Below are 13,078 nucleotides of genomic sequence, written 5' to 3' on the forward strand. Positions count from 1 at the left end.
AGAATCGTGCCCGTGCATTCCGTTGGCGAGCTGCGGTTTCAGGTCCTCGGCCCGGTACGGCTGTGGCGTGACGGGACCGAGGTGGACACTGGTCCCCGCCAGCAGGCGTTGCTGCTGACCCTGTTGCTGACCCGGGTCGGCAGGCCGGTCGGCACGGCGGAGCTCATCGATCTGATGTGGGGTGAGCAGGCGCCCACGAGCGCGCTCAACGTCATCCAGAAGTACGTCGGCGCGTTGCGGCGTGTCCTCGAGCCGCGGTTGCCCGCCCGGGAGGACGGCGCCTACCTGCACCGTCGCGGGAACGGCTACCTGTTCACGGCCGGCGCCGGAACGCTGGACCTGGTCTCCTTCCGTGAGCATGTCGCGGCGGCCGGCGCCACGCGTGAGCCCGATGCCGCGCTCGACCACTACCTGGAGGCTCTCGAGCTGTGGCGCGGCCCGGCGGGCGGTGGGACGGCGGCGGCTCTCGACGACGAGTTCTACCGCGCCTGTACGGAGGCGACCGCGCTCGCCGTGGCGTCGGACCGCATCGAGCGGGTGCTGCCCGCTCTGCAGCTGGCCGCGTCGATGGCGCCGTTCCACGAACCGGTGCAGGCCGCTCTGGTCACGGTCCTCGGTGCGGCCGGGCGTCAGGCCGAGGCGCTGGCGAGGTTCCGCACGGTCCGCGAGCGGCTCGCCGACGAGCTCGGCATCGATCCCGGCCCGGCCCTGCGGGAGGCGCACCTGCGGGTGCTGGCCCAGCCGGCCGCGCCGGCCGCCGGCGAGAAGCCGGCCGGACCGATGTCCGGGCTGGTCGGCCGGGTCGAGGAGTTCGCGGTGCTGCGGCGCACCGTGGAGGGCGCGCTCGCGGGGCGTACGGCGGTCGGGATCGTCGAGGGTGAGCCGGGCGCCGGGAAGACCCGGCTGCTGCAGGAGGCCGCCGCGGTGGCGGCCCGCCACGACGCGCTCGTCGTCTGGGGCCGGTGCCTGGAGGGTGACGGCACACCGTCGATGTGGCCGTGGGAGCAGGCGCTGGGCCGCCTGGTCGAGAGCCTGCCCGCTCCCGCGCGGGAGAAATGGCTGGCGAGCGAGGTCGGCGGCATCCTCGAACCGCGGGACGGCGGTGACCGGACGGTTCCCGACGGCAACGCCCAGTTCCGGCTCTTCGAGCAGGTCGTCGCGCTCGTCGCCCAGGCCTCGGCACAGCGGCGGGTGCTGCTGATCCTCGACGACCTGCAGTGGGCCGACGTCGCGTCGCTGCAGTTGTTCCATCATCTGGCGGGGCGGCTGCCCAGGGGCACCGCGATGGTCGCGGCCCTGCGTGACCGGGCGCCGACGCTCAGCCCGGAGCTGTCGCGGGTGCTGGCCACCGCGAGTCGCGTGCCCGGCCACCGCCGGCTGCGGCTCGGTCCGCTGGACGTACGCGACGTGGCGGCGCTCGTGCGTAACGAGGTCGGGCAGGATCCCGGTGACGAGATCACCCGGGCCGTTCACGACCGTACCGCCGGGAATCCGTTCTTCGTCCTTGAACTGTCCCGGCTGCTCAGTGAGGGCGGGACGCTCGGAGCCGGTGTCCCGAACACGATCCGTGACGTGGTCCGCAGCCGCATGGGGGGTCTCGACGAGCAGACCCGTGACCTGTTGGAGGTCGCCGCGCTCATCGGCCGTGACGTCGACCTGCGGCTGCTGGCCCGGGCCACCGGCACGGGTGTCGGCGACTGCATGGACCGGCTCGAGCCGGTGCAGGCGCTGGGGCTGCTCGAGCCGGGCCCGGACGATCCGTCGGCGTTGCGTTTCGCCCACGACCTGGTTCGCGAGTCGGTGTCGGAGGCCACGGCGAAGCAGCGGATCGTACGGCTGCATCTGCGTGTCGCGGACGCGCTCGAACAGACCCACGCCGACGACGAGGTCGTGGCGGAACGTCTGGCGTACCACCTGTGGGCGGCCGGTCCGCTGACCGAACCGGCGCGGGCCGCCGAGGCGCTGATCCGGGCCGGGCGTTGCGCGGCGAACAAACTCGCCTTCGACTCCGCCACCCGGCAGCTGCGCCACGCCGTACAGGTCACCAGGTCGTCGGGTTTGATGGATCTCGAGTTGGCGGCGTTGACCCTGCTCGCTGTCGTGGCCCGGCGGCAGGCCGGTTTCGACGCCTCGACGGTGGACCTGCTGGAACGCGCCGAGTACCTGGCTCGCAGCCTGGACCGTGAGGCGGAGGCCGCCGACTTCCTGTTCATCCGCACGATGGGCGCCTACACCGCGCTGGAGAAGGACCGGGGACTGCTGGCGCGCCGCATGCACGAGCTGGGGCGGACGTCGCCCGATCCGGCCGTGCGGCGGTACGCCCGGCAGACGTGGGGCCTGCACCAGTGGGATGTCGGCAACGTCGGCGAGGCGGTCCGGACGCTGGGCGAGTCCGATTCCGGCGACCTGCCGGACGCTGAGACGCCGCTGCGGCGTGACGGCAGCATCCCCGGGGAGGGCCCGGGATGGTGGGCGGTGACGGCTGCGCTGCACGGTGATGTGACGGCGGCCCTGGCCCTGGTCGACACCTGGGACACGCCGGGCGACCCGTACGCGGCGTCGGTGTGGGTGTACTACACCACCATGATCGCTTCGATGGCCGGTGACGCCGAGCTGGCCCGGCGTGCCGGTGACCGGTGGGTGTCGGAGGATCTCGATCGTCTGCACGCCCAGATCGGCCACTACGTCAGGCAGAGCCGGTGCTGGGCGCGGGCGCTGACCGGCGACGATCCGGCCGGTGCCGCGGCCGAGGCGGAGGAGCTGCTCGCCGCGAGCCTGGCCGACCCGCCGCAGTGGGGTGTCGCGTTCCATCACGCGCTGGTCGCCGAGATGTGGCTGGCCGCCGGGCACTGTGACCGGGCCGACGCGGCTCTGTGCCGGGCCGGCGAGGCGATGCGCGAGTACGGCCAGCGGTACGCCGAGGGACTGTGTCTGCTGCTCAAAGCACGCCTCCTGCAGGCGAGAGGGGAATCGGTGTCCGTGTTCAGGGCCGCCGCCGAAGAGGCGTCGCGTCGTTCCACCGCCGGCGGGGCGCTGCTGTTCGCCCGCCGCGCCGAACAGTTCCTCCACGCGTGAGCGGGCTGTCGGAACTCGCCCGCGGCCTGTCGGCGCCGCGGGGATTCGTCGTCGCGAGCCAGGCCGTGTCCGCACCGGACGCGATCCGCCTGGTCGGCGGCATCCCCGCGCCCGAGGTGCTGCCGGTGGAGGCGATCGCGCGGGCGTCGGCGGCGTTGTGGCAGGACCCGGCCGCCGCTGTGGCGAGCCTGCAGTACTCCGCGCCGCACGGCTCGCCCGGGCTGCGGAACTGGATCGCCGAGCGGGAGGACGTGCACCCGGACCGGATCGTGATCACCAACGGTGGCATGCACGGGCTGACCCTGGCCGTGCTGACGGTCGTCGAGCGGGGCGCCACGGTGGCCGTCGACGATCCGGTTTTCCCCGGCTTCCTCTGGGCCCTCGAGGTCGCGACGGACCGGATCCTGCCGGTGCCGCTGGAATCCGACGGTTTCGACGTCGAGCATCTGGCGCGGCGGCTCGCGGCCGGGGAGCGGATCGCGGCCGCCTACACGGTTCCCGACTTCCACAACCCGGGGCAGGTGTGCCTGTCGGCGGCGAAACGACAAGCCCTGGTCGAGCTGGCCGACCGGTACGGCTTCCACGTCATCGCCGACGACCCGTACCGGGAGCTGCGGTTCGCCGGGAAGGACCAGGGTGTGGGCGTGTTCCACGACTCGGACCGGGTGATCCACGTCAACACGTTCACCAAGACTCTCGGTCCCGGCTGGCGGGTGGGCTGGATGGTGCTGCCGGAGCGTCTGGTGGAGCCGGTGATCCGGCTGCGCAACCGCCTCGACGTGCACACCGGTGCGGTCACCCAGGCGATCGTCGAGCGGCTCGTCACCGCCGGCGACCACTGGTTCGACCAGCTGGTGGCCGCAGCGGCCGCCCTCTACCGGGAGCGCGCCGGCGTGCTCGCCGGCGCGCTCCATGAGCGGCTGCCCGGCGTCTTCGACATCCGGGCGCCCGAGGGCGGGCTGTTCCTGTGGGTGCGGCTCACCGACGCCCGCCTCGACCCGGCGGACCTGTTCCGGCGGGCGGCCGCCAGTGGCGTGCTCTACCAGCCGGGAGAGTTCTTCGCCGCGGACCCGCGGCGGCGGTCGTCGGACCGCCACCTGCGGTTCGCCTACAGTGACCGGACCCCCGGGGAACTGCGGGAGGCGGTCCGGCGGCTGGCGGTGGCGTTCACGTCCGGATGAGCCGCCTGGTCGCGGCCCGGACTCCCCAGACGTGGGCGATCAGCCCGGCGCCCCAGCCGATGATCGACCAGATCGGCCAGAAGTGCAGGCCGGGGGTGAACAGCCACCACACCAGGATCTGGATCAGGTTGGCGGCGACGTAGCACAGCGCGTGGATGCGCACGCCCCACCGCATCGCGTTCGCGTCCCTATGCATTCTCGGCGGCCGCCTTCTCGATGAGGGCCACCGCGGCGGCCGGGTGGGAGACGAACACCAGGTGTGAGGCGCCGTCGACGACCGTGATCGTGGCGCCGGAGCGCAGGGCCATGAACTCCTGAGCGGGCGTCGGGATGATCCGGTCCGCTCCGCTGATCAGGTGGTATGTCGGCAGCGAGTGCCACGCCTGCGGGCCGGACGCGGGCTCGCCGAGAGCGGCGCCGGTCGCGGGACGCTGCGTGACGGCGAGCAGCGCGGCCTGTTCGGCGGGCAGGTCGGCGGCGAAGTTCGGGTGGAACACGCGCGGGTCGATGTAGAGGTCGACCTGCCCGTCGGCGAGTGGCACGGGCTTCAACGACTGGCCGACGGTGCTGCCGGGGAACTTCTCGATCAGTTCCTGAACGCTCTCGCCGGTCTCGGGGACGAACGCGGCCAGGTAGACCAGCGCGGTCACGCCGCTGGTGGCGGCCGCCGAGATCACCGCCCCGCCGTAGGAGTGCCCGACCAGCACGATCGGCCCGTCGATACCGGTCAGCAGTGCTCTGACCTGGGCGGCGTCGGACGACAGCCCGCGCAGTGGGTTGGGTGCGGCGACCACCGGATATCCGCCGGCCATCAGCTGCTCGATGACCGGCTGGAACCCGCTGCCGTCGGCGAAGGCCCCGTGCACCAGCACGATCGTCGGTTTACTGCTCATTGTTCGGCCCTTCTCTCGAGGTGACGGCAGAAAGCTAACGCGGTGCACTTGACGGCAGATGGATCGCCTCATTCAGTCGAAATAAAGTCGGCTTCGCCAACCTGACCCCGAAAACATTTCCTTGGGGGGTACGGATGGACGAGCGCGAGGAATTCGACGTCGTGGTGGTCGGGTCGGGAATGGGTGGTCTCGCGGCGGCCCGCACGATCGCGCAATTCGGTGGGCGGCGGGTTCTCGTCCTGGAGCAGCACTACACGCCCGGCGGGATGACGCACGAGTTCACCCGGGACGGCCGGTTCCGGTTCGGCACCGGGCTGCACTACATCAGCGCCGACGCGGGCCCGTTCCTCGACTACATGACCGACGGCCGGCTGCAGCTCCAGCCGCTGCCGGACGACTACGACGTGCTGCACTTCCCCGGTTTCGACTTCGCCGTCCCGGCCGGACGGGACCGGCTGCGCGGGCGCCTGGTGCGGCGTTTCCCGGACGAGGCTGGTGCCGTCGACCGGTTCTTCGCGACCACCCGCCGGGCCATGGCCGGGCTCGCCGCGCGTAACGTCCTCGCGTCGCTGCCGGCCGCTGTCCGCGCCGCGGGCACGCCGATCGTCGAGCGGCTCTTCCCGTCGGCCTACCGGTCGACGTCGGAACAGATGGCCCGCAGTTTCCGTGACCCCGAGCTGCGGGCGATCCTGGCAGCCCGGTGGGGGCTCTACGGGATCGCGCCCCGATCGAGTGCGTTCGGCTATCACGCCGCCGTGCCGCTGACGTTCTTCATGAACGGCACCGCCCATCCGGTCGGCGGCCCGGCGGAGATCGGCAGGATCGTTCTCGAGATCCTTCAGCGGTACGGGGTGGACGTACGCCCGCGCCAGCGGGTCGAGCGTGTCACCGTCGACCGGGGCCGGGTCACCGGCGTCGACGTCGAGGACACCGCCACCGGCCGGCGCTATCACGTGACGGCGGGCACCGTCGTGTCGGCGGCCGGGGTGCGCAACACGTACGCCCTGATCGGCCGCGACCGGGATCTGACCGGTCTGCCCGCCGAACCGTCGGCCGCCATGCTGTTCGTCGGCATGAAACGGTCACCGGCGGAGTTCGGGCCGCGCGGCGAGAACCACTGGTTCATGCCCGACCTCGACGGCGGCGACGGCACGCTGTACGTGTCCTTCCCGTCGCTCAACAATCCGGCCGCGCACACCCACACGGTCGAGGTGCTGGAACTCGTCGACCCCGGGATCGTCGAGCGCTGGCGTGCGACGCCGCCGCGCCAGCGCACCGACGACTACCGGCGCTTCAAGCAGGAGACAACCGAGCGGCTGCTGGCCCGCCTGGACCGGCAGTGGCCGGGGTTCCGTGCGGCGGTCGCGTTCACCGAACTGGCCACCCCGCTGACGTTCGAGAACTATCAGCACAGTGTCCGGGGCTCGTTCTACGGGCTGGCGGCCACGCCGCAGCGGCTCCGATCGTCGCGCGCGGGTTGCCGTACTCCCGTGAAAGGCTTGTTCGTCGCCGGTCAGGACGCCTGGGGCTCCGGCGTGGTCGGGGCGCTCGCCGGCGGGTTGATGGCCGCGAACGCCGTGCTCAGCGGACGGCAGACCGCCGCCATGTGGCGGACCGTGCGTGCGGCCGCGCCGGCCCGGAACCCGGACACGCCCTGGCAGGGCTATCTGCGGGTGGCCTCGATCGAGGAGCTGACACCGACGGTCCGGCGGATCCGCCTGGAACCGATGACCGGTGGCGTCATGCCGTTCCGGTTCACCGCCGGGCAGTACGTGAAAATCGAGCTGCCGGTCGGCGCCGAGCCGATCGAACGGTCCTACTCGATCTGCAGCGGGCCGGGACAGACCGCCGCCATCGACATCGCGGTGAAGCACGAGCCGGGCGGCCTCGGGTCGGGCTTCCTGCACACGGAACTGACCGCCGGCCAGGCACTGCGGGTGAGTGGCCCGCACGGCGACTTCACCTGGGAGCCGGGCGACGACAGCGGCACGCTGCTGCTGATCGGCGGCGGTGTCGGGATGACGCCGCTGCTCAGCGTGCTCCACGCGGCGGCCGACGCCGGTCACGGCGGGCGGATCGTGCTGCTGGCCGCGCACCGGTCCGAGGCGGAGCGGCTTTTCGGCCCCGAGCTCGCCGCATTGCAGGATCGTCTGCCCGGCCTGCGCGGGCTCACCTTCGTCAGCGGCCGCAACGGCCGCATCGGCGCGGGCACGCTGCGGCCGTTCGTCACCACGGCGACCCGGGCCCACCTGTGCGGGCCCGCGCCGATGATGCAGGACTTGATCGGCCACCTGACCGTCCTCGGCATGCCGCGCGACCGGATCCGCACGGAGGCGTTCGTGTCCGGCCGCAGCCGGCAGACCCGGATGGAGCGAGCCCAGGCCATCGCCCGTGACGCCGAGGCGGCCGGTGTCACCACGTTCCGCATCGACGTCGAGGACACCGGCCCGGCTTTCGGCTGCCGGCCCGGTCAGACCGTCCTCGACGCCGCCGACGTCGCCGGTGTCGCGCTGCCGCAGTCCTGCGGGGAGGGTTCCTGCGGGACCTGCCGGGTCCGGGTCCGGGCCGGCGGCTACGAGACCGACAGCCGGGGCATGTTCTCGGCCGCCGAGCTGGCCGACGGCTGGCGGCTGGCCTGCCAGACCCTGCCCACCTCGAACCTGGTCATCGCCCGTGTCGTGGACGCCGGCAGTGGTACACCAGCGCGGGCGGCAGGTTCGCCCACACCGTCGCGCTGACGATCACCTCGTCGAAGTCGTCGCGCAGGGACCGCACCAGGCGGCGCGCCGGTGCGGCCCAGCGGGCGTGCACGTACGCGAACGTGGTGAACACGCCGTCCGGGGCGAGCGCGTCGACGGCCCGGGACAGGATGTCGCGCTGGCGGCTCCGCGGGAACGCCGCCCACGGAAGACCGCTGACCAGCACATCGGCACGGCGGAGACCACGCTGTGCCAGGACCGCCGGCAGATCGGTGGCGTCCGCCCGTACGACGTCGACCGCCGGGTGCAGGGTGCTCAGGCGCTCGGCGAAGCGGGCGTTGACCTCGACGGCGACGTGCCGGCCGCGGCCTTCGAGGCGCTGCTGGATGGCGCCGGTGAAGGCACCGGTGCCGGGCCCGAGCTCCACGACGACCGGGGAGCCGGTGCGCGGCACCCCGGCCGTCGCCACCCGCGCCAGGGCCGGGCTGCTCGGGGCGATAGCGCCGACCGTCAACGGATCCCGCACGAATTCAAGTAGGAAACTCACGCCGAAAACGTAGATCGGCGCACTTTACACGCACTGAACAAAACGATTCAGAAATCGTCAACAGAATGATTGGAAGCTTGCGCTCATGACGACCACTCGACGTACATTCATCGCCGGTTCCGTCGCCGTCGCGGCCGGAGCCGGAATGCCGCCGAACAGGAAACCGACGATTGTTCTCGTGCACGGGGCCTTCGCGGACGCCTCCGGCTGGAACCAGGTCGCGGAACGACTGCTGCGCGACGGCTATCCGGTCATCGCACCGGCGAATCCGCTGCGCGGCGTGGCCGGCGACTCCGCCTATCTGGCAGCCGTGCTGTCCACCCTCGGCGGGCCGCTGGTGCTCGTGGCGCACTCCTACGGCGGCATCGTCGTCACCAACGCCGCCACCGGGAATCCGAACGTGAAGGCGCTGGTCTACGTGGCGGCGTTCGCCCCGGATCAGGGCGACACTCTCATCGGGCTGCAGACCCGGTTCCCCGGCAGCCGGCTCGACGAGGCGGCCCTCGACTTCCGCCCGTACGGCGAGGGATTCGTCGACGGATACATCAGGAAGGACGTGTTCCGGCCGGTGTTCGCCGGTGACCTGCCCGCGAGCACCGCGTCGCTGATGTGGGCGGGTCAGCGTCCCGCCGACACCCGGACGCTGGGTGAGCCGTCCGGTGTCCCCGCGTGGCGCACGATCCCGTCGTGGTACCTCGCGGCCCGCGACGACCGGGTGCTGCCCGTCGCGGCGCAGCGGTTCATGGCGCAGCGGGCCGGGTCACGGCTGCGGGAGGTCGGCGCCTCGCACGTCGCCATGATCTCGCAACCCGCCGTGACCGCCGAGGTCGTCAAGCGCGCGGCCCGCTGACCGGCATGGGACAGCTCACCCGTGAGACACCCGCCGTCACCACGACCACGCGCCGGCCGAGGGCAGCCCTGTTCGCCCTGGCGCTGGGCGCCTTCGCGATCGGCACCGGCGAGTTCGGCAGCAACGGCATCATCCAGCTGTACGCGTCCGACCTGGGCGTGTCCATTCCGGTCGCCACCCACGCGATCACCGCGTACGCCGTGGGGGTGATGATCGGATCGCCGGCGATCACCCTGCTCGCGGCGCGCGTGAACCGCCGTACCCTCCTGCTGGGTCTGATGATGTTGTTCCTGGCCGGCAACGCCCTGTCCGCGCTCGCGCCGGACATCGGCCTGCTGGTCGTCTTCCGGTTCGTCACCGGATGTGTGCAGGGCGCCTACTTCGGCGCCGGTGCGGCCGTGGCCGCGTACGTCTACGGTCCCGGCCGTGGCGGCAAGGCGTTCGCCACCGTGATGGGCGGCCTCACCGTCGCCACCATCGCGGGATCGCCGCTGGGCACTCTCGTCGGCCAGAACGCCGGGTGGCGGACCATGTACTGGGCCGTCGTGGTCATCGGCCTGCTCGCCGGCGCCGCACTGATCGCCTGGCTGCCCCGCACCGCGGATCTGCACGGCGGCTCGATCACCGGTGAGCTCAGCGGCCTGCGCAGCCTGGCCGTGTGGAAGATGGTGGCGGTCGCGGCGCTCGGCATCTCCAGCATCTTCGCCGTCTACACGTTCATCGGCCCGTTCGTCACCGACGCGGCCCGGCGTGACGCGGCGCTGGTTCCGGTCGCGCTCGCGGTCTTCGGCATCGGCATGGCCGTGGGCAACAGCCTCGGCGGCCGGGTCGCCGATCGGTCCGAAAGCAAGGGCCTGACCTGGGGTTACGGTGTGACCCTCGTCCTGCTCGTGCCGATCGGCCTGGCCGGGAGCGACCTGACGGTGCTGCTGCCGTGCCTGTTCGGGGTGGGCGCGGCGATGATGTTCGCCATCCCGACCATCCAGGTTCGACTGACCGCCCTCGCCCCGGACGCGCCGACCCTGATGGGCGCGCTCAACCTCGCCGCACTGAACCTGGCCAACTCGCTCGGCGCGGTCGGCGGCGCCGTCGCGCTCGACGCCGGCGGGGGAACGCTCTCCACCGTGTGGGCGGGGTTCGTGCTCACCGGCGCCGGGCTGATCCTCTACCTGGTCCGCCGGGCGTGACCGGCGACGGTTCAGCAGTCCCCGCCGGACTGCTGGGGCAGGTACAGGTGGATCACCGTTCCGCCACCCCGCGCGTCGCCCAGGCCGATCGTGCCACCGTGCCGCTCGACGATGCGCAGGCACGTCGACAGGCCGATGCCGTGGCCCTTCATCGACTCCGGGTCGACCTGGGCGAACATGTCGAACACGCGGTCGCGGTGCTCCAGCGGTATGCCTAGCCCGTTGTCGGTGACCTGTACGGCCCAGCCGTCGGGCCCGGCCGTGCAGGTCACCGTCACCTCGGGCGCACGGTCGGGGTGACGGTACTTGATGGCGTTGTCGATGAGATTCTGCAGCAGCTGCCGGATCAGGATGGGATCGCCGTGAACCTTCGGCAGCGTGCCGGTGGCTCCCACCGTCGCCCCGTACTCCTTGATCAAGGGGTGCAGGTCGGCTCGGACCTTCTCGACGACGTCGTCGAGGTCGACCTGCGTGGCCTGGCACGGGGAGTTGCCGACCCGCGCGTAGCCGAGGAGGGCCTTGACCAGCTCCTGCATCCGATCCAGGGCCCGCATCGCTCCGGTGAGCCACTTGGCGCCGCGCTCGTCCAGGCCCTCGCCGTAGAGGTGACCGAGCATCTCGAGGTAGCCGCTGGCGCTGGCCAGCGGGCGGACAAGGTCGTGACTGACTCCGGCGGCGAACCCCTCCAGCTCGTCGTTGGACCGTTCCAGTTCGCTGACCACGGCGCGCAGCTGGGACTCCTGTCCGGCGATCTCGGCGTGCGCCCTCTCGATCGTCCGCCGGTATTCGCGATCGCTGGAGACGTCGGTGAGAGCGACGACGGCGCCGATCGGGACGCCCTGGTCCATCACCATGCGGCGGGTGTGCGCGACGACGGTGAGGTGCTCGTCCGCGGCGGTACGCAGGATGTACTCGGTGTCGTCGACGCGGCCGCCGCGCAGGGCCTTGTTCAGCGGCAGGTCCTTTTCGGCCACCGGCGTCAGTTCGTTGGCGTCCAGCAGCGCGCAGCGGATGTCACCGCGTCCCGGCACGGCGGTCAGGTTCTCGTCGATGCCGGCCCAGTGTCGTGCCGTCCGGTTGAGGATGGTGAGCCGGCCGTCGGAGTCCGAGGCGGCGATGCCCACGTCGACGGCGTCCAGCAGGGTCTCGATGAACTTGTGATCGCGCTCGGCCGCGTGGGCCAGCTCGTCGCTGATGCGGCTCTGGCGGCGGCGTTCGAACAGGCCGACGACCACCTCGGCCAGGTCCTCCAGGCGCTGGACCTGTCGCCGGCTCAGCACCTTGGTGACGTTGTCGAAGACGCAGAGGGTGCCCAGCGCGTACCCGGACGGGCTGATCAGGGGGGCCGAGGCGTAGAACCGCACGTTGGCGGTCCGCCCGTCCACCCACGGGTTGCCGGCGTAGCGGGAGTCCCGGCTGGCGTCGGGCAGGTTGATCAGCTTGCCGTTGCGGAAGGCGATGTCGCACATCGACTCGGTCCGGGGCGAGTCAGCGCCCTCGAACCCGACCGTGGTGAGCTGGCACTGGCGATGCTCGTCGATCAGGTTGAGCGTGGCGGTGGGCACGTCGGCGATCGCCGCCGCGAGCCGGACCACCGCGTCGAGTTCGTGACCGGCCGGTGCGTCGAGCAGCCCATACTCGTGCAGGGCGGCGAGCCGCTCGAGTTCGGCGTCCGGACGCTCGAGAACTAAGGTCGACACTGAACTCCGTTCGGCAGTCTCGGCGCGGCTCTTAGCCTCCAGCGAAGGATCTGACCAGCTGGATCACGGCCGGGCCGATGATCACCACGAAGATGGCCGGGAACATGAACAGCAGGATCGGGAAGAGCATCTTGACCGGCACCTTCTGAGCGGCCTCCTCGGCCCGCTGACGGCGCCGGATCCGCTGGTCCTGTGCGTGCTCGCGCAGGATGGGCGCCACCGAGATCCCCAGGTCACCGGCCTGGATGAGAGCGGTCACCAGGCGTTTGAGGTCGCGGACCGTGGTGCGCTGCGTCAGCGATCGCAGCGCGTCGGCCCGGGCCACCCCGAGTCGCATCTCCTGCAGGACGCGGTGCAGTTCGTCGGCCATCGGGCCGCGGGTGCTGCGTGCCACCTGGTCCATCGCGGCGTCCAGGCCGAGTCCCGCCTCGACGCCGATGACCATGATGTCCATGACGTCCGGCAGTGACCGCTGAATGGCCTCCTGCCGTTTGATCGAGGCGTTGTAGATGAGGATCAGCGGCAGGAAGGCCCCGAACAGGCAGCCGGCGAAGCCCCCGGTGAGCGCCCCGGCGCGGCCGTTGAGTCCATTGCCGAGCCACGCCAGCAGCAGGCCGGTCACGAGCATCGCCGGTGGGCGGGCCCGCAGCACCCGCTGGATCGGCCAGTCCGGTGGATTGCCGGCCAGTCCGAGAAGCCGGTTGAGGCGTTCCCGGTCGCCGGGTGGGCTCAGCACGGCGCCGAGCCGGTCCGCGGCCCGCTGGAGAAGGCTCTCCCTCGTGTCCTGGTGGCGGCTCTGCTCGGCGTCCGGGTGGCCGGTGAAGACCGCGAGCGTGCGCCGGACCCGGTCCCGGCGGATCTCGGGGAGGGTGAAGGCGAACCCCGCCAGCACGATCGCGGCGGCCGCGGCGGCCACCGCGAGGATCAGCACGAGGCCGGCGCCCAC

At 71.9% G+C, this 13,078-nt stretch carries 10 protein-coding genes; 5 read left to right on the plus strand and 5 right to left on the minus strand.

The genetic code is table 11. From position 1 onward, the window contains the following. Positions 1 to 12: 12 nt before the first annotated feature. Both CLV67_RS13055 and CLV67_RS13060 read left to right on the plus strand, forming a co-directional pair. Positions 13 to 3,075: an ATP-binding protein gene (locus CLV67_RS13055; RefSeq protein WP_239166087.1), complete on the plus strand. Its 3,063-nt coding sequence runs from the start codon at positions 13 to 15 to the stop codon at positions 3,073 to 3,075. Continuing rightward, complete coding sequence (locus CLV67_RS13060) at positions 3,072 to 4,256, plus strand: aminotransferase-like domain-containing protein (protein WP_203736909.1); 1,185 nt, start codon at positions 3,072 to 3,074, stop codon at positions 4,254 to 4,256. The genes CLV67_RS13055 and CLV67_RS13060 overlap by 4 nt, the downstream gene beginning before the upstream one ends. Here CLV67_RS13060 and CLV67_RS13065 read toward each other — a convergent pair. Beyond that, the gene (locus CLV67_RS13065; RefSeq protein ID WP_106317863.1) at positions 4,243 to 4,452 is read right to left on the minus strand and encodes a 2TM domain-containing protein; all 210 of its coding nucleotides are present in this window, start codon (positions 4,450 to 4,452) and stop codon (positions 4,243 to 4,245) included. The genes CLV67_RS13060 and CLV67_RS13065 overlap by 14 nt on opposite strands. Beyond that, a complete protein-coding gene (locus tag CLV67_RS13070; RefSeq protein ID WP_106317865.1) occupies positions 4,445 to 5,149 on the minus strand; it encodes an alpha/beta fold hydrolase in 705 nt (234 codons plus the stop codon). Before CLV67_RS13070 ends, CLV67_RS13065 begins: the two co-directional genes overlap by 8 nt. A 134-nt stretch (positions 5,150 to 5,283) precedes the next feature. On the opposite strand from CLV67_RS13070, the gene CLV67_RS13075 reads away from it, so the two are divergent. Further along, entirely contained in the window at positions 5,284 to 7,887 is a 2,604-nt protein-coding gene (locus CLV67_RS13075) for an FAD-dependent oxidoreductase (RefSeq protein ID WP_106317867.1), read from the plus strand. Here CLV67_RS13075 and CLV67_RS13080 read toward each other — a convergent pair. After that, entirely contained in the window at positions 7,814 to 8,395 is a 582-nt protein-coding gene (locus CLV67_RS13080; RefSeq protein WP_203736910.1) for a class I SAM-dependent methyltransferase, read from the minus strand. The two genes, CLV67_RS13075 and CLV67_RS13080, sit on opposite strands and share 74 nt — an antisense overlap. An 85-nt stretch (positions 8,396 to 8,480) precedes the next feature. Here CLV67_RS13080 and CLV67_RS13085 point away from each other — a divergent pair, with 85 nt between their 5' ends. Then, positions 8,481 to 9,245 carry an alpha/beta fold hydrolase gene (locus CLV67_RS13085; RefSeq protein ID WP_106317869.1) on the plus strand — a complete coding sequence of 255 codons (765 nt, stop codon included), beginning with the start codon at positions 8,481 to 8,483 and terminating at the stop codon, positions 9,243 to 9,245. A gap of 5 nt (positions 9,246 to 9,250) precedes the next feature. Then, entirely contained in the window at positions 9,251 to 10,432 is a 1,182-nt protein-coding gene (locus CLV67_RS13090) for an MFS transporter (protein WP_106317871.1), read from the plus strand. Positions 10,433 to 10,443: 11 nt separating this feature from the next. On the opposite strand, the gene CLV67_RS13095 is transcribed toward CLV67_RS13090, so the two are convergent. After that, positions 10,444 to 12,132 (minus strand): GAF domain-containing sensor histidine kinase, encoded by a 1,689-nt coding sequence (locus CLV67_RS13095; protein WP_106317873.1) that lies wholly within the window; start codon positions 12,130 to 12,132, stop codon positions 10,444 to 10,446. A gap of 31 nt (positions 12,133 to 12,163) precedes the next feature. Beyond that, positions 12,164 to 13,078 carry a type II secretion system F family protein gene (locus CLV67_RS13100; RefSeq protein WP_106317875.1) on the minus strand — a complete coding sequence of 305 codons (915 nt, stop codon included), beginning with the start codon at positions 13,076 to 13,078 and terminating at the stop codon, positions 12,164 to 12,166.

Source organism: Actinoplanes italicus, from assembly GCF_003001815.1.
In the GTDB taxonomy this organism is placed as follows: domain Bacteria; phylum Actinomycetota; class Actinomycetes; order Mycobacteriales; family Micromonosporaceae; genus Actinoplanes; species Actinoplanes italicus.

Coding starts and splice junctions, on each gene's coding strand:
- CLV67_RS13065 (WP_106317863.1), bottom strand. CDS start 4,452: ATGCATAGGGACGCGAACGCGATGCGGTGGGGCGTGCGCATCCACGCG.
- CLV67_RS13070 (WP_106317865.1), bottom strand. CDS start 5,149: ATGAGCAGTAAACCGACGATCGTGCTGGTGCACGGGGCCTTCGCCGAC.
- CLV67_RS13075 (WP_106317867.1), top strand. CDS start 5,284: ATGGACGAGCGCGAGGAATTCGACGTCGTGGTGGTCGGGTCGGGAATG.
- CLV67_RS13085 (WP_106317869.1), top strand. CDS start 8,481: ATGACGACCACTCGACGTACATTCATCGCCGGTTCCGTCGCCGTCGCG.
- CLV67_RS13090 (WP_106317871.1), top strand. CDS start 9,251: ATGGGACAGCTCACCCGTGAGACACCCGCCGTCACCACGACCACGCGC.